Origin of the sequence: Streptoverticillium olivoreticuli subsp. olivoreticuli (genome assembly GCF_003391135.1) — a bacterium.
In the GTDB taxonomy this organism is placed as follows: Bacteria; Actinomycetota; Actinomycetes; order Streptomycetales; family Streptomycetaceae; genus Streptomyces; species Streptomyces blastmyceticus.
In genome coordinates this window covers 7,853,990-7,873,553 of sequence record NZ_CP031455.1, presented here as the reverse complement: position 1 = coordinate 7,873,553, position 19,564 = coordinate 7,853,990, and the positions used below count along the sequence as shown (strand labels likewise).

Annotated in this window: 15 protein-coding genes; 1 reads left to right on the top strand and 14 read right to left on the bottom strand. The window is 74.0% G+C overall.

Annotation, left to right across the window (positions count from 1 at the left end):
- From DXZ73_RS34135 to DXZ73_RS34100, 8 genes are all read right to left on the bottom strand, one after another.
- Nucleotides 1–1,554, bottom strand: a complete 1,554-nt coding sequence (locus tag DXZ73_RS34135; RefSeq protein WP_240351613.1) for a GMC family oxidoreductase — start codon at nucleotides 1,552–1,554, stop codon at nucleotides 1–3.
- 2 nt (nucleotides 1,555–1,556) lie between these two features.
- Nucleotides 1,557–1,958 (bottom strand): VOC family protein, encoded by a 402-nt coding sequence (locus tag DXZ73_RS34130; RefSeq protein WP_116214805.1) that lies wholly within the window; start codon nucleotides 1,956–1,958, stop codon nucleotides 1,557–1,559.
- Nucleotides 1,955–3,466 (bottom strand): MFS transporter, encoded by a 1,512-nt coding sequence (locus tag DXZ73_RS34125; protein ID WP_162890438.1) that lies wholly within the window; start codon nucleotides 3,464–3,466, stop codon nucleotides 1,955–1,957. Before DXZ73_RS34125 ends, DXZ73_RS34130 begins: the two co-directional genes overlap by 4 nt.
- Nucleotides 3,467–3,572: 106 nt before the next feature.
- Entirely contained in the window at nucleotides 3,573–4,529 is a 957-nt protein-coding gene (locus DXZ73_RS34120; protein WP_116214803.1) for a hypothetical protein, read from the bottom strand.
- Complete coding sequence (locus tag DXZ73_RS34115) at nucleotides 4,526–5,389, bottom strand: alpha/beta fold hydrolase (RefSeq protein ID WP_116214802.1); 864 nt, start codon at nucleotides 5,387–5,389, stop codon at nucleotides 4,526–4,528. Before DXZ73_RS34115 ends, DXZ73_RS34120 begins: the two co-directional genes overlap by 4 nt.
- A complete protein-coding gene (locus tag DXZ73_RS34110) occupies nucleotides 5,382–6,530 on the bottom strand; it encodes an SDR family oxidoreductase (RefSeq protein ID WP_116214801.1) in 1,149 nt (382 codons plus the stop codon). The genes DXZ73_RS34115 and DXZ73_RS34110 overlap by 8 nt, the downstream gene beginning before the upstream one ends.
- Entirely contained in the window at nucleotides 6,527–7,096 is a 570-nt protein-coding gene (locus DXZ73_RS34105) for an acyl carrier protein (protein WP_116214800.1), read from the bottom strand. The genes DXZ73_RS34110 and DXZ73_RS34105 overlap by 4 nt, the downstream gene beginning before the upstream one ends.
- Nucleotides 7,093–8,718: an AMP-binding protein gene (locus tag DXZ73_RS34100; protein ID WP_162890437.1), complete on the bottom strand. Its 1,626-nt coding sequence runs from the start codon at nucleotides 8,716–8,718 to the stop codon at nucleotides 7,093–7,095. Before DXZ73_RS34100 ends, DXZ73_RS34105 begins: the two co-directional genes overlap by 4 nt.
- Before the next feature lie 426 nt (nucleotides 8,719–9,144).
- Here DXZ73_RS34100 and DXZ73_RS34095 point away from each other — a divergent pair, with 426 nt between their 5' ends.
- Nucleotides 9,145–11,454 (top strand): AfsR/SARP family transcriptional regulator, encoded by a 2,310-nt coding sequence (locus DXZ73_RS34095; protein WP_162890436.1) that lies wholly within the window; start codon nucleotides 9,145–9,147, stop codon nucleotides 11,452–11,454.
- A 64-nt stretch (nucleotides 11,455–11,518) separates the two neighbouring features.
- On the opposite strand, the gene DXZ73_RS34090 is transcribed toward DXZ73_RS34095, so the two are convergent.
- From DXZ73_RS34090 to DXZ73_RS34065, 6 genes are all read right to left on the bottom strand, one after another.
- Nucleotides 11,519–12,970, bottom strand: coding sequence for an aldehyde dehydrogenase family protein (locus DXZ73_RS34090; protein ID WP_205519285.1), 1,452 nt, complete (start codon nucleotides 12,968–12,970; stop codon nucleotides 11,519–11,521).
- 2 nt (nucleotides 12,971–12,972) lie between these two features.
- Complete coding sequence (locus tag DXZ73_RS34085; RefSeq protein ID WP_116214796.1) at nucleotides 12,973–14,271, bottom strand: hydroxyacid-oxoacid transhydrogenase; 1,299 nt, start codon at nucleotides 14,269–14,271, stop codon at nucleotides 12,973–12,975.
- A gap of 94 nt (nucleotides 14,272–14,365) precedes the next feature.
- Nucleotides 14,366–15,355: an aldo/keto reductase gene (locus DXZ73_RS34080; RefSeq protein WP_205519284.1), complete on the bottom strand. Its 990-nt coding sequence runs from the start codon at nucleotides 15,353–15,355 to the stop codon at nucleotides 14,366–14,368.
- Nucleotides 15,352–16,704 carry an aspartate aminotransferase family protein gene (locus DXZ73_RS34075; RefSeq protein WP_116214795.1) on the bottom strand — a complete coding sequence of 451 codons (1,353 nt, stop codon included), beginning with the start codon at nucleotides 16,702–16,704 and terminating at the stop codon, nucleotides 15,352–15,354. The genes DXZ73_RS34080 and DXZ73_RS34075 overlap by 4 nt, the downstream gene beginning before the upstream one ends.
- On the bottom strand, nucleotides 16,691–17,812 hold the full coding sequence (locus DXZ73_RS34070) for an alpha/beta fold hydrolase (RefSeq protein WP_162890435.1): 1,122 nt from the start codon (nucleotides 17,810–17,812) through the stop codon (nucleotides 16,691–16,693). Before DXZ73_RS34070 ends, DXZ73_RS34075 begins: the two co-directional genes overlap by 14 nt.
- Nucleotides 17,809–19,527 (bottom strand): fatty acyl-AMP ligase, encoded by a 1,719-nt coding sequence (locus DXZ73_RS34065; protein WP_116214793.1) that lies wholly within the window; start codon nucleotides 19,525–19,527, stop codon nucleotides 17,809–17,811. Before DXZ73_RS34065 ends, DXZ73_RS34070 begins: the two co-directional genes overlap by 4 nt.
- Between the last annotated feature and the right edge of the window lie 37 nt (nucleotides 19,528–19,564).

Sequence of the window (19,564 nt, the reverse complement as noted above, 5' to 3'; positions counted from 1 at the left end):
TCAGCCGCGGATCAGATCCGCCGCCCGTTCCGCGATCATGATGGTCGGGGCGTTCGTGTTGCCCCGGGGGATCATGGGCATGACCGACGCGTCGCACACCCGCAGCCCGTCGACACCCGTCACCCGGAGCGCCGCGTCGACCACCGTGCCCATCGCACAGGTGCCGACCGGGTGGTAGAGGGTGTCGGCGCGGGCGCGCGTCCACCGCTCCAGCGATCCGCGGTCCGTGCCGGACAGGGCGTACAGCGCGCCGAAGTGGCCGTTCAGCGGCCGGGTCGTCCCGATGCCGATGACCAGTTCAAGGCCGTCGACCAGGCGTGCGAGGTCGGTGGGGCCGGTGCCGTAGCAGGGGTCGATCACCGGGGCGGCCGCCGGGTCGGCGGAGCGGAGGGTGATACTCCCCCGGCTCTCGGGGGTCAGCAGGGACACCCCGATCGTGAAGCCGGGGCACGGCGGAGGCGTCAGGCCGTGGTTGTCGAACAGCACGGGGGCTGCGTGCAGTTGCAGGTGCGGCGGGGCGTCGCCGGCGGCGACGAATCCGCCCGCCTCGACCACGTGCGACGCCAGCGGCCCGCGGCGCGCGCCCACGTAGCGCAGCACGTTCGCCGGGCGCAGGGCGGACTCCAGCGTACGGATGCCCCGCACCTCCCAGCCCGCGCCGATGGTCAGGTGGTCCTGGAGGTTCCGGCCGACCTGCGGGCTGTCGGCGACCACGGGGATGCCCAGCGCGGCGAGCTCGGCGGCGGGGCCGATGCCGGAGAGCAGCAGCAGCCGGGGCGAACCGATCGCACCGGCCGCCAGGATCACCTCACGGCGGGCACGGAACTCCCGTGCCCGCCCTTCGAGTTCGGCGCTCACCCCGACCGCCCGGCCGCGCTCGACGACGACGCGCCGTACGGTCGCCCGTGTGCGCACCGTCAGATTGCGGCGCCGCGCGGCGGGCCGGAGGAAGGCGCGCGCGGTGCCGTCGCGGCGGCCGCGCCGGACGGTGGCCTGGTAGAAGCCGACGCCTTCCTGGCGGGCGCCGTTGAAGTCGGGGTTCGCGGCCAGCCCCGCCGCTTCGGCCGCCGCGAGGAACGCCTCGCTGAGCGGGTGCCGATCGCGGAGGTCGGAGACGGCGAGCGGGCCGCCGGTGCCGTGGTGGGCGTCCGCCCCGCGCGTGTTGTCCTCGGAGCGTCTGAAGTACGGGAGGACGTCGCGGTGGCCCCAGCCGTCGAGGCCGCGGGCCCGCCAGCCGTCGTAGTCGGCGGCGTTGCCGCGGATGTACACCATGGCGTTGATCGAGGAGCCGCCGCCGAGGACCTTGCCCGCGGGCCAGTACAGCTCCCGGCCGTCGAGCTCGCCCTGGGCGTGGGTGCGGTGGTCCCAGTCGACCTCGGTCCGGAAGAGCGTCGAGAAGGCCGCGGGCACGGATATCGCGCGGACCGCGTCGTCCCGCCCGGCCTCCAGCAGGAGGACGCTGGTGCCGGGGTCCGCGCCGAGCCGTGCGGCCAGGACGCAGCCGGCGGACCCGGCGCCGACGATCACATAGTCGTGGACCGCCTCGTCCCGCACGCTCACTCCCGGTCGTGATGGCAGACGGCTTCGAGCAGGAAGCCGTGGGGGTCGGTCCAGAACGTGGCGTAGTAGGGCGGCGGGTACTCCGGGAACTCCCGGGGCGCGTGGAGGAGTTCACCGCCCGTGCCGATCACCGCCGCGGCGACCTCCCGGACCCGGGTGCGGGTGCGGACCATGAAGGCGAGGTGCTGGAGGCCGGTGCGGTGGCGCGAGAACGCGCCGGAGGGTTCGGCGCTCTCGTACAGGAAGAGGTAGGTGCCGGGCTTGCCGTCCGCGGGCCGGTAGGCGTGCTGCGTCGCGTCGCCGAAGTAGGTCTCGAAGTCCAGCAGCGGCAGGATCCGGTCGTAGTAGGCGACCGCGGCCCGCAGGTCGGGGACGTTGAGGCCCAGGTGGCCGATCATGTGGTGCCGCCCTTCTCCGGGGACGAGGCGCGGCGCGGCATGGCGACCAGCACCAGCACGGCCGCGACGAGGTTGCACACGGCGGCGATGCCGATGGCCGTCTGGATGCTGTCGGCCAGGGCCCGGCCCGCCGGTTCGAGGATCGCCGCGCGCGCCCCTGGCGACAGCGCGGACACGTCGGGCCGGCCGCCCGAGGACAGCCGGTCGACGATGCGGGCGCGTTCACCGTCCGGGAGCACGACCTGCGCCAGCGCGTGGGGCAGCCGGTCGCGGAAGTGCCGGATGACGACGGTGCCCAGGACGGCGACGCCCAGGACGCCGCCGATCTGCCGGGAGGTCTGGACGATCCCGGCGCCCATGCCCGCGCGGTTCTCCATGACCGCGGCGAGCACGGCGATGGTCCCGGGCGTGACGGCCAGGGTGGTGCCGAAGCCGATGAGGACGAACGGGCCGGCGTACTCCAGGTATCCGTCGTCCATCGGCACCCGGGTCAGGGCGATCAGGCCCAGGGCGGAGACCGCGCAGCCCGCGGCGAGCGGGAGCCGGGCGCCGTACCGCCCGGTCACCCACCCGGCGACGGGCGCGGCCACCGCGGTCGCCGCGGTGAGCGGGAGGAAGCGCAGTCCGGTGTCGTACGCGGAGAGCCCTTCGAAGGACTGGAAGTGGACGGACAGGAACAGCAGGACGCCGAACATGCCGAAGAAGGTGACCATGCCCGCGAGGTTGGGCAGGGTGAAGGACCGGTCGCGGAAGAGGCCCGGTGGCAGGACGGGCGCACGGGTACGCAGCTCCCAGCCGCCGAATCCCGCGAGGAGCACCACCGACAGGGCGAGGACGGACAGGGTGGCGGCAGAGGTCCAGCCCCAGTCGTTGGCCTGGATGAGGCCGAGGGTCAGGGAGCCGACGCCCGCGGAGAAGAGCAGCATGCCGACGGTGTCGATGCGGCGCTCGGCGTGGCCGCGCGGCGCGGCGATGTACCGCCGGGCGGCGAGCGCGGCGAGGAGCCCGATGGGCACGTTGACCCAGAAGACGCTGGCCCAGCCGAAGTGGGTCACGAGCAGGCCGCCGATCAGCGGGCCGCCCGCCAGCCCGAGGCTGCCGACGCCGGACCAGATGCCGACGGCGGCGGCGCGGACCCGCGGGGTGCCGCCCTGAGCGGTGATGAGGGAGAGCGAGATCGGCATGATCACCGCGCCGGAGGCGCCCTGGAGTCCGCGGGCGAGCAGCAGGACTCCTATGTTCGGCGCGGTGGCGCAGAGCGCCGACGCGGCGGTGAACCCCAGGATGCCCGCGAGGAACACCCGTTTGTGGCCGAACACGTCGCCGATATCCCCGGCCACGAGCATGAAGCACGCGAACGTCAGGGTGTAGGCGTTGACGACCCATTGGAGCCCGGTGAAGGTCGTGCCGAGAGAGTCCTGGATGTCGGGCAGCGCGACGTTGACGATGGTCGTGTCGAGCCAGACCATGAACAGCCCGGTGCACAGGATGACGAGCACCGGCGCCATGGATCGGAGCGTGACATCCGGCGCGCGCCCGGCCCGCCCCCCGGCGGGCTGTGCCCGCCTCTCCGTCTCCGTCATGTCTCTCCACGCCTCCTCGGCCCCGGGGGGCCTACCGGCTCACAGCCGAGATCCGACAGTCCAGGTCGGCCGGTGCGGTGCGGCACCGGTGGGCGAACAGTTGCTCCCCGAGCGGGGCGGCGCTGGGCACGAGGCGGTCGGGGCGCGAGCCCGCGAAGGCCTCGGGGGCGACAGCGTCCGGTCCGAACAGGGTGCGGGCGAGGTGGTGATGGGCGACGTCGACGCTCTTCCACTGCCCGTCGTCGTCCCGGACATCGAGCCAGGTGTGGCCGACGACCTCCGGCCCCACGAGCCAGCCGGTACGGCCACGGACCTCGTATCCCGCGGCGGTGAGCCGCCGCGCGAGCGCGAGCGTACCACTGACGCAGTCGACCAGTCCCCGGTCCGCCATCCACGCGGCGTCGGCGCGTACGGCGGCGGGCATGCGGACGTAGCGCAGCGGCCGGGCGAGTTCGTCGGCGGTCTCGGCGCGCAGCCGGGGGGACTCCAGGCGGGCGTGTACGCCGCGGGTCCGCACCGAGTGGCGCAGGGTGTGTACGGCTTCGGGGCCGGACCAGCGGTGCGGCCCGGCATCGGTGACGGGTGTGTCGTACGGGACCGGTGGCCAGGCCCGCCAGTGCCCCTCCCCCTGGTGGCGTAGGCAGGTCAGTGTCGTGCGCAGCTCCCATTCCCGCGTCCGTGACCAGTGCCGGGGGTGCTGCCGGGCGAAGCGCAGGGCCAGCGACAGGGCGAGTTCGGGTACGGAGGCGCGGGATCCGGAGTGGACGGCGAGGTTGAACAGGTCCCGGCTGTCGTAGCGTTCCCCGTCGGGCGTGGGCCGGCCGGTCAGGCCCCCGGCGGTGAGCCGCTCCCACACCGGGGGCGGGCAGCGCAGCAGGTGCCGGGCCGTGGCCGCGTCCAGCTCGGGCCGGGCGTGGGCGCCGGGCACGGGCACGAAGCCGTCGAGGGCCGCCGCCCAGCCCGTCTCCGTGTCGGCGGGGCCGCTCATCCCTCGACTCGCCCCTTGGCCACGAAGCGGCCCACCACGGTCTCGAACTCCTCGGTCGCCTCGATGAACGGCATGTGGCCCGCGCCCTCGACGACGTGGCCGACGGCGTCGGGCATCAGGTCCGTGGCGTCCTTCAGGGTGGTGCGGGACCACAGGTGGTCGCCGTCGCCGATCAGCAGCAGGACGGGCCGGCCGATCCGTTCGAGCAGGGCGGGGTCGCCGGACGCCTGGCGGAGTTCGTTCACGCACGCGCGCACCTGGGCCTCGGAGTTCAGGGCGAGGAAGTGTTCGCGCAGCGCGAGGTAGGTGGCGCGGCCGCCGCGCTCGATGGCCTTGTCGGTGAACACCAGCGGATAGAGGTAGTCGAAGACGCCCGCGGCATGCGAGTGGTCAAGGCGCTGCAGCCAGTCCTTGGCCATGAGCCGCATGCGCAGCGGGCCGTACGGGGAGAAGGCCGGGCCGGTGAGGACCATGCCGCGGACGCGTTCGGGGTGGCGCAGGGCGAAGTCGCGGCAGATGAGGGTGGATGCGGAGGTGCCGATGAGGTGGACGTCGTCGAGCCCGAGGTGGTCGAGGAGGTCGCGCAGGTCCCCCACGTGGTCGTCGAAGTGGTGCTCGCCGGGGCCGGGGCTGGAGACGCCCTGGTTGCGCAGGTCGTAGGTGACGATGGTGTGGTCGCGGGCGAGGCGTGAGGTGAAGTTGCGCCAGGCGGGGGCGACGATGAAGAAGTTGTTCAGGCAGACGACGGGCGGCCCGGAGCCGACGCACTCGTAGTACAGCTCGGCGCCGGTGGCGGTGGGGCAGCGGCCCTGGCCGCGGTAGCGCAGGTCGAGGGTGCCGGGGTCGGCGAAGTCAAACACGCTGCGCCGCCTTCCGCTGCGCGCGGGCCGCTTCGGCGGCGCCGTCCTTGATGTAGCGGGCGATGTACTCCCCGATGCGCTCGGGGCCCAGCGGGACGGTGAGGAGGTCCGCGCAGTGTCGCCGGGCCCGGGAGGCGTCGAAGACCTTGTCCTGGAGCATGTAGGCGCCCTGGAAGTCGAGTCCTTTGTTGAACGCCTCGTCGATGGAGTTCAGTTCGGCCCGGTCGGACACCCAGCGCGGCGCGCGGATGCCGAGGGCGCCGGTCAGGGCGGTGAGGGCCTCGCCGAGACGGGTGGGTTCGGTGTTCGTCAGGTGGTAGATGCCGCCGGGCGCCCCCACGAGGCCGAGGCGCACCGCCGCCGCCGCGACGCGGTCGACGGGGACGAGGTTGCCGCGGGTGGCGGGGTCGCCGAGCATCGCCACGGGGTAGTGGTCGAGGTAGTTGCCGAGCCGGGGCTCGATCCGGGCGCGGAACGCGTTGAGTTCGCCCACGTAGCTGTAGAGGCCGAAGGCGGTCGGTGCGGCGAGGGTCTCGCTGTGGCCGATGACGATGCCGGGGCGCAGGATGCGTACGGTCCCGACCGGCACCCCGGCCACCAGGGCCTCGGCCGCCATCTTGGAGCTCTCGTAGGCGTTGTTGGGGCGGCAGTCCGCGGGGACGGGTTCCTCGGTCAGCAGTCCGGTGCGGTCGCCCACCGCGTAGGCGGTGCTGACGAGGTCGAAGGTGTGAGCGCCCAGCCGTACGGCCAGTTCGGCGACGTTGCGGGTGCCGGTCACGTTGTGCAGGTCGATCTCCGCCCGGTCGCGGGCGCGGAACTTCAAGGACGCGGCGGCGTGCCACACCTCGCCGACCGCCGGGGGCAGCAGGCCTTCGGGTATGCCGCAGCCGGGGGCGGTCACGTCGCCGGGCAGCACCCGGCAGCGGGTGGCGATCGCGCCCGCGACGTCGTCCATGCCGTAGTCGGCGGCCGCGCGGGCGAGCAGCCGGGGGACCCGTCGGGCGGCGGGTTCGTGGCGGCGGTCGCGGGCCAGGCAGAAGACCTCGGCGTCGGTGCGGCGCAGCAGTTCGAGGACGATCGCGCCGCCAACGAGGCCGGTGACGCCGGTGACGAGTGCGGGCGGTGCGCCGGACGGCGTCATGGAGCGGGCTCCCTGTGGGCGGGGCGGCCGGTGGTGGCCGGTGGTGTGGCGTGGCCGTCGATGTGGCGGGCGAGGGCCGCGAGGGTGGCGAAGGTCTGGGGAGGGGTGTCCTCGTCCCAGGTGAAGGCGAATTCCGTCTCGATGCGGACGAAGAAGTCCACCAGGACCATGGAGGGGAGGCCGAGTTCGCGCAGGGGTGCCGACGGGTCGAGGCGCGTGGTGTCGAGCGGCTCCGGGCCGACGCGGGCGAGCAGGCGCAGGAGCCGGTCGAGGGTGTCGCCCGCCGGTGCTCCGCTCAGCCTGCGGTAGAGGTCCTGGACGTCGCCGACGGTGCGGAGGGTGGTGAACTCCTCGACGGCGTGGCCGGGTCCGGTGTCGGCCTCCTGGCCGAGGTCCTCGCTGATGCGGGCGGCGAGCGCGACCCTGGCCAGCGAGTCGAGGCCCAGGTCCTCGCGCAGGCGGGCCGAGGGCACGACGGCGGTGTGCTCCGCCCAGGGCGGCAGGGTCTCGGCGATCAGAGCGACGGCCCGTGCGCCGGGGTCGTCCGCCGGTGTCCGCTTGCTCATCGCGCCTCTCCCGTGCCGGGTGCGGGGGTCGTCCGTGCGGGGAGGTCCCCTGCCACAGGCGTGTGCGCCGGGGCGAACAGGCGCTTGCCGAAGTGGGCCGCGATCGCGGCGCGGTCCGGTTTGAGGGTCCGGGTCAGCAGTCCGTTGACAGCGGTGAACGCCTCCTCCGTGCAGAACAGACGGGCGATCCGGGCCGGTTCGGGCAGGGTGCGGTTGAACTCCTCGACGGCGCGGTCGAGTCCGGTGCGCACGGTGTCGTCGGCCGGGCCGCACAGGGAGACGACCGCGGTCACGACATGGGCGTGCTCGCCGCCCAGCAGGACGGCGTGCGCGACCCCCGGCAGAGCGGCCAGGGCGCGCTCGGCCGGTTCGGGCTGGAACTTGTAGCCGGATCGCGTGATGATGACGGCCTTCTTGCGTCCGGTGAGGTGCAGGTACGGGCCGTCGAAGCGGCCGAGGTCGCCGGTGCCGATCCAGCCGTCGGGGCGGTAGACGTCGTCGGTGCCGTGGTCGCCGTGGTAGCCCACGCTGCGGGGCGGCTCGAAGCGGATGAGGACCTCGCCGTCCTCGGCGATCCTGACGGTGCCGGGGAGCAGCGGCCGGCCCACGGAGCCGTGCCGGGTGCGGTCGGGCAGGTTCCAGGAGATGACGCCCGCCTCGGTCATGCCGTAGAACTCGTGCAGGGCGAAGCCGAGTTGTTCCATGAGCCGCAGGGTGGTCACCCGGGCGGGCGCCGAGCCGGTGAGCAGCAGCCGCGCCCGGCCGCCGAACAGGGCGTGCAGGTCGGCGAAGAGCCGTCGGCGGACGCGCTGCCGGACGGTGCGCAGGGGGATCAGCGCGGTGAGCCGCCGCAGCCGGTCGGCCTTGCGGCGGGCGGCGGGCGGCAGGGCGCGGTAGCGGCTCTCGACGGTCTCGAAGAAGGCCGGGGGGCCGACGACGACGGTGGGGGCCATCGCCTTGAGCGCCGGATGCAGCCGGGGGATGTCCGCGAGCCGGATGTCGAAGCCGCGCCAGATGGCGAGGTAGACCATGAGCCGCTGCGGGAAGGCGGTGAGCGGCAGGACCACGAAGATGGCGTCGCCCGTGTCCAGCCGCAGCTGGGCGGCGTACTCCTCCAGGGTCGCGACGGTGCCGGGCGCGCTCATCATGATGCACTTGGGCCGTCCGCTGGACCCGGAGGAGAACACCAGCGTGAAGACGTCGGCGCCGGGGCCGTGGTGGGCGTCGTCGACCGGTGCGACGACGGCGGCGCCGGGGTCGTCCAGCGGGGCGGTCCAGGGCGGGAGGGGACCGCGCCGGGTGTATTCGCTCCGCGACATCAGCAGCAGCCCGAGGCCGTACGCGGCGCGGAGCTCCTCCGGCGGGGTGTCGCGGTGGGTCTCGACGGGCAGGGCGACGGAGACGGCCCGCAGCCGGGTCAGCGCGAGGTCGGCGACGATCCACTCGTAGCTGTTCCCGCCGAGGATGCCCACGTGTGTGCCGGCGAGGACACCTGCCCCCTCCAGCGCGGCACAGGCGGCGAGGACGTCGTCGTGGACCTGTGCGTAGCCGCGGCGGACGATTTCGCGTCCCCGGTAGCACCACAATTCACGCCCGGGATATTCGGCGAGGCGATCGACCATCGTATGGAATTCGGAATTCGGATTTCCCCCGCGCACTCCGGGCGACTGTCCCTTCCGGCCCGGAACGCGCATGAACGATCCCCCCGTTGACACCTGCCGGCCCCTGACCACCGGACCCAGTCGACTTTAGGAGCGCACCGTCTACGCGACGTCTACCGGGCGTCCGCCGGGCGCGGACCGATACGCCTGCCGAGCCGGTCAGGGAGTTGCTACTCTCAGGCAATCGCTCTCCGATGCGCGGTGACCCCCGTTCCGGCCCCGGTGCGAGCCCTTGCTTGATCACCAAACAGCCGGTCCCCCGCCTCATCCGGAGTGCCCTCGAACTGACTACAATCCGCGCGACCGAAGGCGTCGCCCGGAGTCGGCAGATCCCCATCGGTGGCCCGCTGCCGGTCCGGCGTCAAACCTCTGCATCCCGGGGGAACCGTGAAATTTCGAGTCTTGGGATATCTGGAGATCCGTACTGCTGACGATCACGTTCTCGATATCACACAGCCCCAGCAGCGGGCCCTCCTCAGCATCCTGCTGCTGCACGCCAACCGCCCCGTGCCCAAGCACCGGCTGACCGACCTGATCTGGGGCCCCGGCCCCCCGGCCTCGGCCTGCGGCATGCTGCGTACGTATCTCTGGAGGGCGCGGTCCCTCTTCGACGACCCGGGCCGGCTGCGGACCCACCCCAGTGGTTACGTGCTCCACGTGGAGCCGGGCGAGCTCGATCTGCACGACTTCCGCCGCCTCGTCGACATCGGCGAGCAGCTCCTCGACGACGATCCGCACACCGCTTCGCTCCTGCTCCAGCAGGCGCTGGCCCTGTGGCAGGAGCCGGTCCTGGGCGATCTGCCGCCCACGGCCGCGATGGAGGCCGAGGCCATTCACCTGATGGACCGCCGCCGGCTCGCCGAACGCTCACTGGTGTGGGCGGAGTTGGCGCTCGGGCGGCATCATGAGATCGTTCCCCGGCTGCGGGCCATGGCCGCGGCCGACCCCTTGGACGAGCACGCGTGGGCGCAGCTGATGCTCGCGCTCTACCGCAGCGGCCGCCAGGCGGACGCCCTGATGACCTATACCCAGGTCCGTACGCTCCTCGCCGACGAGCGCGGGGTCGATCCCGGCCCCGAACTGCGCCGCCTCCACCAGCGGATCCTCGACGAGGACGAGTCCCTGGGCTACCGCGGCGCCGATACGGACGGGCCGGGCGGCGAGCGGGCGCCCGAGCCCCGGCCGCCGGCCGGACGGGGCGAGCAGCCGCCCGCCCCGCACCAACTTCCTCCGGACATACCGGATTTCACGGGGCGCGAGGCCGAGACGGCCCGGCTGGTCATGCTGCTCGACACGGCCGGGACCGCCGCCGCGCCGCCCGTCGTCCTGGTGTGCGGCCAGCCGGGCGCGGGCAAGACGGCGCTGGCCGTGCACGCCGCGCACCAGCTGCGGCACCGCTTCCCCGACGGCCAGCTCCATGTGCAGCTGGGGGCGACCACCGACAGCCCGAAGTGCGTCCACGACGCGCTCGGCGAGCTGCTGCGCTCGCTGGGCGTCGCCTGCGGGTCCGTGCCCGAGTCCACCGACGAGCGGGCGGCGCTGTTCCGTACGTGCCTGTCCGGTCGCCGCGTCCTGATCGTCGCCGACGACGCGGCGGGCCCGACGCAGGCGCGGCGGCTGATGCCGGGCATGGCGGGCTCCGCGCTCCTGCTGACGAGCCGGATGCGGCTGGCCGCGCCGCCGGGCGCGACCCTGGTCGACCTCGCGCCGCTCTCCCCCGCCGACTCGCTGCTGATGCTGGAGCGCATGATCGGCCGGCGGCGGGTCACCACCGAACCCGACGCGGCGGGCAGGGTCGCCGCCGCGTGCGCCGAACTCCCGCTCGCCCTGCGGATCGCCGGGATGCGGCTGGCCGCGCGCCCGAACTGGCCGCTGAGCACCTTCGCCGAGATCATCGGCGACCGGCACAGCCGCCTCGACGTGCTGGAGGCGGACGACGTGGGCGTACGGGCCCGGCTCGCCCCGAGCTGCGCGGCGCTGGACCCGCGGGCCCGGCGGGCGATCCGGCTCCTCGCGCACGGGGAACTCGACGACTTCGCGTCCTGGGTCGTCGCGGTCCTGCTCGGGGAGCCGTACGCCGACACGGTGGTCGGCACCCTGGTCGACCACTGCCTGCTCACCCCGGTCGGCGTCGACGCGACCGGCGAGCCGCGCTACCGGCTGCCGGAGCTGCTGCGGCTGTACGCGGCGGCCGGCCAGGACGGCGGCGGCCCCGAGGAGGCCGCCTCCGTGCGCGAACGGCTGCTCGACGCCTGGCTGTTGCTGGCCCGGGCCGCCGACCGCGGCATCGCGCGGGTCCCCCTCCTTCCGGCCGCGGACGACGCCCGCGGCGACTGGGCCGAAGCGGTCGCCGCCGCGATCCCCGGCCGGGTGGCCACCCGGATCACGGTGGACGCCTCCGCGTGGTTCACGGCGGAGCACGAGAACCTGCGGCGCGTCATCGACCGCGAGTGCCCCGTCCGCCCCGGCACGGCCGCCCGGCTCGCGGACCGCCAGTTCGCCTGGCAGCACCGGCACGGCCTGCTCGACGACGCCGAGCGGACGTGGCGGCGCATCGCGGAGTGCGCGGCCCGTCTCGGCCAGGAGGCGACGGTGTCGCACGCGCGGGTGCGCCTCGCGTGCGTGTCCGCCGCGCGGGTGCCGTGCGGGGTGGGCGCCTGCGGCGGGCTCGTTCCCCAGCCCCGCCCCTTCTCGTGACCAGGGGGGAGACCCCCGAATGTCCTCGGCGTCGGACGGGCCGGAATCAGCCCGTCCGGCGCGGTCACCAATCGGCCGCGTCGTCCACGCGGATCGCGACCGCCTTCACCCGCGTGTACTCCAGCAGCGCCGCGAACCCCTTCTCCCTTCCGAAGCCCGACCGCCGGTAGCCCCCGAAGGGGAGCTCGACGCCACCGGCCGCGCTGTAGGTGTTGACGAAGACCTGGCTGACCCGCAGCGCGCGGGCCACCGCGTGGGCCAGGCCCACGTCCCGGGTCCAGACACCGGCGCTCAGCCCGTACGTGGTGGCGTTGGCCAGGGCGACGGCCTCGGCCGTGTCGCGGAACGGGATGACGCACAGGACCGGCCCGAAGATCTCCTGTTGGGCGACGGCCGCGTCGGGCGGGACGTCGTCGAAGAGCGTCGGCTCGACGAAGAAGCCCCCCGGGGGGACGCTCGGCACTCCCCCGCCGACGACGAGCCGCGCGGCCTTGCGGCCGCCGTCGATGTGGTCGAGGACGGTCTCGCGCTGACGGGCGGAGATCAGTGGCCCCAGGTCGGGGTCCTCCGCGCCCGGCCCGATGCGCAGCGCCGTGAACGCCTCGGCGACCGCCTCGGTCAGCTGCGCGTGGACGCTGTGGTGGACCAGGACCCGGGTCCCCGCGGAGCAGTTCTGCCCGGCGTGCTCGATGACGGAGGCGACGATGCGCGGCACGGCGGTGGCCGGGTCGTGGTCGGGGAAGACGAGGTGCGGCGACTTGCCGCCGAGTTCGAGCGTGACCGGGACGATGCCGCGGGCTGCGGCGGTCATGACGGACTGTCCGGTCGCGCGGGAGCCGGTGAAGGCCAGGTGGTCGAGGTCGGGGTGCGCGGCCAGGGCGGCCCCGGCCTCCGCGCCGGTGCCGGGTACGGCGTTGAGCACGCCTGCCGGGAGGCCCGCCTCGACGGCGAGTTCGGCGATGCGCACAGGGGTCAGGGGGGCGTCCTCGGCGGGCTTGAGGACGCAGGTGTTGCCCGCCGCCAGCGCCGGGGCGAGGGTGCGGGCGGTGATCTGCATCGGGTAGTTCCAGGGGATGATGTGGCCGCACACGCCGTGCGGTTCCTGGAGGGTGTAGGCGAGCAGGTCGGGGTGGTCGAGCAGGGTCCGCCCGTGGAGCGCCTCGACGGTGCCGGCGTAGAAGTCGAAGTAGCGCGCGGCCACGTCCGCGTCGGTGTACGCCTGGCCGATCGGCTTGCCGGTGTCCAGGCACTCCAGTTCGGCGAGTTCCCGGCGGTGGGCGCGCAGGGTGTCCGCGATGGCCCGGCAGGCGGCCGCGCGGGTGGCGGCCGTGGTGCGGCGCCAGGTCGTCTCGAAGGCGGCGCGCGCGCCCGTCACCGCCCGGTCGACCTCGGCGGGCCCGCAGCGGCTCACCCGGGCACAGGGCAGGCCGGTCGACGGGTCGAGGTCGGCGAAGGTGTCGCGCGCCGGTACGCGCCGCCCGTCGATGAACGCCTCGACCAAAGGAAGTTGACGCATCGTCATATCACTGCCGCCGATCCGTGGTCGAGCGACCGGGCGAGGATGCCGGACAGGTGCGAGCGGTCGACGTCCCGCGGGCAGCAGGCCAGCAGCCGCTCCTGCCGGGCCGCGCCCTCGGTGAGGGCGGGGATGTCACGGGCGGTGTAGCCGAAGTCGGACAGCCCGCGGGGACCGCCGGTGTCGGCGACGAGGTCGAGGAGGGTCTGCGGCAGCAGGTCGGCGCCGTTGCGCACGGTGGTCCCGTCCAGGCTCGCGCCGAGGAGTTCGGCGGCGCGCAGGTGCCGCTCGGGGGACGTCGGATAGGTGAAGGCGAACGCGGCCGGGGCCGTGACGACCACGGACTCCCCGTGCGGGACCAGCGGGTGGTCGACCCGGTAGTCCCGGGGGCGGTAGTCCGTGACCAGGCCCGCGATCGGATAGGCGCAGGCGTGCGGGATGTGCGTGCCGGCGTTCCCGAAGCCCATGCCCGCGAAGAGCGCGGCCCGGCTCATCCCGGCCCGCGCCTCGATGTCGTACGGATTGAGGACGGCTCTGCGCAGGTAGCGCCCGACCAGGGTCAGGGCCTGCTCCGACCAGACGTCGCTGATCGGGTTCGAGCCGACGTAGATCGGGCGGACACCGGGCGAGGCGTACGGGGGCCGCCGGTCGTAGGGGCGCGCGGTGTACGACTCACAGGCGTGGGTGAGGACGTCGTAGCCGGAGGCGGCGGTCACGGCGGGTGGCATCGTGACCGTGTTCCACGGGTCGACGATCGCGGCGGTGGGGCGCAGCCGCAGGTCGGAGATGCCCGTCTTGACGCGTTCGGAGACGATGCCGAGCGCGACCATGGCGGTGCACTCGCTGCCGCTGCCCGCCGTGGTCGGCACGGTGATCAGGGGCCTGAGGGGCCGGGGCACGGGCGCGCCGTCGCCGATCGGCCGGTTGAGATAGCGCCGGAGCCCGCTGCCCGGGCAGCTCCGCAGCAGATTGATCACCTTCGCGGTGTCCATGGAACTGCCGCCGCCGAGGCCGATGTAGCAGTCGAATTCCCGGCTGCCGAGGGAGGCGGCGGCGGCTTCGCAGCCGCGGTCGGTGGGCTCGGTCTCGGCCTCGTCGAAGACGGTGGTCTCTATCCCCTCCTTCTCGACGAGCGCGCGGACGCGCTGCGGCAGGCCGAGGCGGGTGAGGTTGGGGTCGGTGACGAGGAGAGCGGACCGGGCGCCGAGCAGGGTGAGTTCGTGGCCGATCTCCTCGGTGGCGTGGAGTCCGTACCGAACGGGTGGGGCCTGCCAGGTGATCACGGTCTCGTGGGTGCGCATCGTAGGTGCCTCCTGTTGTGACCGTCGTGTTGTTCCCCGGCCCGGCCCCTTCCCGCAACCGGGGGCCGGCCCCCGGACCCCCGCCCGAGGAGGGTCACCCGTCCAGTTCCGCCATGCGGTGGGACGGATAGCGCGCTCCCGCCGCCTCCGGCGGCACCGCCGCGCCGATGGCGCTCACCTCCTCCGCGGTCAGGGACAGCCGCGTGACCTCCGCGTTCTCCCGGAGGTGACGCGACCGCCCCGTGCCCGGGATCGGCACGACGTCGTCGCCCCTCGACAGCAGCCAGGCCAGGGCGAGTTGCGCCGGGGTGACGCCGTGCCGGTCGGCGAGGTCGCGCAGGGGCGCGATGAGGTGGAGGTTGGTGGTGAAGTTCTCCGGCTGGAAGCGGGGGCTGGTGCGCCGGTAGTCGCCGTCGGCGAAGGCGTCGGGCGAGGTCAGTGTGCCGGTGAGGAAGCCGCGCCCGAGCGGGCTGTACGCGACGAAGCCGATGCCGAGTTCGCGCAGGGTGGCCAGCAGGCCGCCCTCGACGTCGCGGGACCACAGGGAGTACTCGCTCTGCACGGCGGTCACGGGGTGGGTCGCGTGGGCGCGGCGTACGGTGTCGGCGGACGCCTCGGACAGGCCGATGTGGCCGATCTTCCCGGCGGCGACGAGTTCCCCGAGCGCCCCCGCGGTCTCCTCGATGGGCACGGCGGGGTCGACGCGGTGCAGGTAGTAGAGGTCGATGCGGTCGACGCCGAGTCTGCGCAGCGAGGCGTCGCAGCACGCCCTGGCGTATTCGGGGCTGCCGTCGATGCCGAGCCAGGTGTTGCCGGGGCCGCGCCGCAGCCCGAACTTGGTGGCGACGGTGACCTGTTCGCGGATGCCGGCGATGGCCTTGCCGAGGAGTTCCTCGCCGGTGTGCGGGCCGTAGACGTCGGCGGTGTCGAGGAGGGTGACACCGAGGTCGACGGCCTCGCGCACGGTGCGGACGGCGGTGTCGGGGTCGGTGGTGCCGTAGAAGTCGGTCATGCCCATGCACCCGAGGCCCAGGGCGGAGACCTCCAGGGCGCCCAGGCGGCGGGTCGGCAGCGGCTGCGTCATGAGGCCGTGCTCACCTCTTCCAGCACCTTGGCGAGGGTCTCCATGCCCTGGTCGATCTGATCGAGTGTGGTGCTGGCCGGGGGGACGAAGCGCAGGACGCTGCCGCCGCGGCGCACGCTGAAGATGAGCCCGGCCTCGAAGCACCGGCGGCCGATCTCGTTGCCCGTCTCGAAGGCGGGTTCCTTGGTGTCGCGGTCCTCGACGAGCTCGACGCCGACGAGCATGCCGCGGCCGCGGAGGTCGCCGATGATGTCGTACCGCTCCATGAGCGCGGTGAGGTGCTCGCGCAGGCGGTCGCCCAGCGCGCGGGCCTTGGCGGGGACGTCCTCCTCGACGACGATGTCGATGCTCGCGGAACCCGCCGCGCACAGCAGGGGGTCGTTGCTGTGCGAGCGGGTGACGGTCAGTCCGGTCCCGACGACCTTGTCCTCGATCGCGTCGGTGGTGGTGACCGAGCTGATGCCGACGCCGCCGCCGAGGTGTTTGGCCAGGGTGACGATGTCGGGGACGATCCCCTCGTCGGTGAAGCCGAACATCGTGCCGAGCTTGCCCAGGCCGGTCTGCTCGTCGTCGACGACCAGCAGCATGCCGCGCTCGTGGCACAGCTCCCGCAGCCGCGCCAGCCAGCCCTTCGGCGGGTCGATGACGCCGCCCGCGCTGAACAGCGGTTCGGTGATGACGGCGGCCGGCTGGTCGGTGGCCTGGGCGTCGACGAGCTCGAAGCTCGCGTCCAGGCAGGCGAAGCCGCAGGACGGGAAGGACTTGGCCAGCGGACAGCGGTAGCAGTACGGGGCGAGGAGGGCGTAGGAGTCGCCGGACAGCGGGCCGTGGCCGCGCCGCCAGCCGGCGAAGGTGACCGAGCGGGCGCTCGCGGACAGGCCGTGGTAGCTCACGTGCGGGCTGAAGACCTCATGGCCGCCGGTGTAGATCCGGGCGATCAGCAGGGCCAGCTCGTTGGCGTCGGCGCCGGACTCGCCGAACAGGCTGCGGGTGAGCGGGTCGGGCAGCAACTCCCCGAGTTTCGCCGCCAGTTCGATCTCCTTGACGTTGAAGTGGCTGCTGTGGGCGTGCAGCATCGTGTCGCACGCCTCCTGGATGGCGGCGAGGATGCGCGGGTGGTTGTGGCCCAGCGCGGCGCACATCTGGCCCGAGTTGAAGTCGAGGTAGTCGTTGCCGTGCAGATCGGTGACGACGGAGCCGCGCGCGGACGCGAACACGGGACCGGAGAAGGCGCTCGTGTCGATGCGGCCGCGGAAGCTGTACCGCTGAGCGGTGTCCAGCAGCTCGCGCTCGCGCCGGCCGGGGTCGGCCGCGCCCGCGGGCCGGCCGGGGTGCTCAACTGTGGTCATCACGAGCTCCTTGTTCCATCGGGCGGTCTGTCGGGCGATCCGTCGGGCGCCCGGCCGGGCCGAGGGCGGTCTCGCAGACCGCCGCCAGCTCGGACACGTGCGTGGTGAACAGCGTCCAGTGGTCGCTCGGCACCTGGACGGCGCGGAACCGGCCGCCCACGGCGTAGGGGCCCCACCCGTAGTCCTCCGGGCCGGTGCCGCCACCGCCGCGGGTGCCCTCGCGGGTGTGGACGAGCGTCATGTCCCCGGCGTACGGGGGCGGTTCGTAGCCGGTCATGGCCCGGGCGTTCTCCAGGTAGACGGCGGCGAAGCGGCCCACCTGGCGAGGGGTGAGGCCGGAGCTTTCGCCGCCCGCCCGGTGGCAGATCTCGGCGGCCGCCGCGTCCAGTTCCTCGTAGGGCGCGGTGACCGGTGGGTCCAGGCCCAGGGCGCGGGAGACGAACTCGACGGTCCGGGCGCGGATCGCCGGGATGTCGGGCGGGCGCAGGTCACAGTCCAGGAGGAGCACGTGGGCGACCTGCTCGCCCTCGGCGGTCAGGGCGGCGGCCATCTCCAGGGCGACGGCGCCGCCCATGGAGTAGCCGCCGAGGAGGTACGGGCCGTGCGGCTGGACGCGTCGCATGTGGCGGATGTAGCGGGCGGCCATGGCGGGGACGGTGCGGTCGGCGCGCGCGGCGTCGTTGCGGCCGACGGACTCGAACCCGTACGTCCGGACGCGGTGTTCCAGGCGGCGGGCGAGCTGTCCCAGCACCAGCACGTGGCCGCCCATGCCGTGCACGCAGAACAGCGCGGGATGCTCGCTGCCGGGCGGTGCGAAGCGGACGAGGGTGCGTTCGGCGGCGTCCTCGGGGGTGCGGGTGGTGATCCAGTGGGCCATGCGGCGTACGGTCGCGAACTCGGCGGCGCCGCGCCGGGGCAGCCGCACCCGCAGGTCGCTCTCGACGCTCGCGACGAGTTCCGCGGCGAGCAGGGAGTCGCCGCCGAGGTCGAAGAAGTTGTCGTCCATGCCGACCGGGGTCCCCAGCACGCGCGTCCAGACGTCGCCGAGGGTCTTCTCCAGGCCGGTGCGGGGCTGCCCGGCGAGGTGCTCGCCGGTGGTGGCCGTCATCCGCGGCCCGCCCCGACCGGGGCGGGGACGCGGGCGATCTCGTCGAGCCCGCCGTGCAGATAGGCGTCCTTGGCCGTACCGCGGCGGATCTTGCCCGCGCTGGTCTTGGGCACGGTGCGGCGCCGGATCAGGACGAGTTCGGACAGGCGCAGGCCGCATTCGCGGGCCACGGCCCGGCAGGCGGCGGCGCCGACGGCGGTGGCCCCGTCGGGCGTGCCGTCGTATTCGGCGACCACGACCAGGCGGGTGCCGCCGTCCCCGCCCTCGGTGTCGAAGGCGGCGGCGCAGCCGGGCCGCAGCCGGGGGTCGGCGGACCAGACGGCTTCCTCCATGTCCTGGGGGTAGTGGTTGCGGCCGTGGACGATGATGACGTCCTTGATCCGCCCGGTGACGTACAGCTCGCCGTCGCGCAGCAGGCCGAGGTCTCCGGTGCGCAGGTACGGGCCGGTGCCCGGTGCGTCGGCGGGGCGGGCGGCGAAGGTGGTGGCGGTGGCGTCCGGGCGACCCCAGTAGCCCGCCGCCACCCCGGGGCCGCGGACCCAGATCTCGCCCTCGGTGCCGTCCGGGCGGGAGCGCAGGGTGTCGGGGGCGACGATGCGCACCTCGGTGCCCGCCACGGCGCGGCCGACCCCGACGACGACGCGTGAACCGGTGTGCCCGGGCAGGGGGGTGACGCGGGCTCCGGTGCCGGGGTCGGGGCCGGAGACCATGAGGGTGGCCTCGGCGAGCCCGTATCCGGGGGTGATCCGCTCGGCGGAGAAACCGGACCGGGCGAAGCGCTCGGCGAACCGTTCGACGGTCGCCCGGCGCACCGGCTCGGCGCCGTTGACGGCGAGCCGCCAGGCGGACAGGTCCAGGGCGGCGGCCCGTTCCGGGGTGGCCTTGCGGACGCACAGGTCGTACGCGAAGTTGGGCGCGGCGCTGAAGGTGCCGCCGAAGCGGGTGAGGTTCTCCAGCCAGCTCAGCGGGTCGACCATGAACTCGAACGGCGAGGAGAGGACGGCGTCGATGCCCCGGCAGAGCGGCAGCAGGATGCCGAGGATCAGGCCCATGTCGTGGTAGGGCGGCAGCCATGACACCTGGCGGTCGTCGGGGGTGAGCCGGAAGCGGTCGGCCATCGCGGCCATGTTGTCCAGCAGCCCGGCGTGGGTGACGACCACGCCGCGCGGGTCCCCGGTGGAGCCGGAGGTGTACTGGAGGAACGCGATGTCGCCGGCCCTCGCGGTGCGGCCCGGTGCGGTCGCGGCCTCGTCGCGGACGGTGTCGGTGGCGAGGCCGGGGACGCCGCGCAGGCCGGGGCTGGCGCGGTGGTCCGTCAGGTGTGCGGTGACGGTGGCGAACAGGGCGGGCCGCGCGTCGCGGACGATCGCGGCCACCCGGGCCGCGCCCGCGGGGGTGTCCGGCGGGTTCGCGGGCACGGCCACGACGCCCGCGTAGAGGCAGGCGAGGAACGCCGCGACGTACTCGGGCCCGTGCGGGTGGAGCAGCAGGACGCGGTCGCCGGGCCGCACCCGGGAGCGCAGGGCGGCGGCGAGGGCGCGGGCCCGGGTGTCCAGTGCCGCGCACGTCATCGCCGCGGTGTGGCCGGGGGCGTCCGGGTCGCGGGAGTCGAGGACGAAGCGGAAGGCGAGTGCTTCGGGGGTCCGCTGCGCCCGGTCGCGGAGCAGCGTGTCCAGCCCGGCGGCCAGGGGCCGGGGCATCGAGCCGATCGACATGTCGTGTGCAGTCCGTTCTGTGCGCGCTGGGTGCGGC

What these genes read in the sequence shown, in the direction of transcription:
- DXZ73_RS34125 (WP_162890438.1), bottom strand. Translation starts at nt 3,466, where the DNA reads ATGGCGCCGGTGCTCGTCATCCTGTGCACCGGGCTGTTCATGGTCTGG.
- DXZ73_RS34075 (WP_116214795.1), bottom strand. Translation starts at nt 16,704, where the DNA reads ATGACCACAGTTGAGCACCCCGGCCGGCCCGCGGGCGCGGCCGACCCC.
- DXZ73_RS34070 (WP_162890435.1), bottom strand. Translation starts at nt 17,812, where the DNA reads ATGACGGCCACCACCGGCGAGCACCTCGCCGGGCAGCCCCGCACCGGC.
- DXZ73_RS34105 (WP_116214800.1), bottom strand. Translation starts at nt 7,096, where the DNA reads ATGAGCAAGCGGACACCGGCGGACGACCCCGGCGCACGGGCCGTCGCT.
- DXZ73_RS34100 (WP_162890437.1), bottom strand. Translation starts at nt 8,718, where the DNA reads ATGGTCGATCGCCTCGCCGAATATCCCGGGCGTGAATTGTGGTGCTAC.
- DXZ73_RS34090 (WP_205519285.1), bottom strand. Translation starts at nt 12,970, where the DNA reads ATGCGTCAACTTCCTTTGGTCGAGGCGTTCATCGACGGGCGGCGCGTA.
- DXZ73_RS34080 (WP_205519284.1), bottom strand. Translation starts at nt 15,355, where the DNA reads ATGACGCAGCCGCTGCCGACCCGCCGCCTGGGCGCCCTGGAGGTCTCC.
- DXZ73_RS34120 (WP_116214803.1), bottom strand. Translation starts at nt 4,529, where the DNA reads ATGAGCGGCCCCGCCGACACGGAGACGGGCTGGGCGGCGGCCCTCGAC.
- DXZ73_RS34065 (WP_116214793.1), bottom strand. Translation starts at nt 19,527, where the DNA reads ATGTCGATCGGCTCGATGCCCCGGCCCCTGGCCGCCGGGCTGGACACG.
- DXZ73_RS34110 (WP_116214801.1), bottom strand. Translation starts at nt 6,530, where the DNA reads ATGACGCCGTCCGGCGCACCGCCCGCACTCGTCACCGGCGTCACCGGC.
- DXZ73_RS34085 (WP_116214796.1), bottom strand. Translation starts at nt 14,271, where the DNA reads ATGCGCACCCACGAGACCGTGATCACCTGGCAGGCCCCACCCGTTCGG.
- DXZ73_RS34130 (WP_116214805.1), bottom strand. Translation starts at nt 1,958, where the DNA reads ATGATCGGCCACCTGGGCCTCAACGTCCCCGACCTGCGGGCCGCGGTC.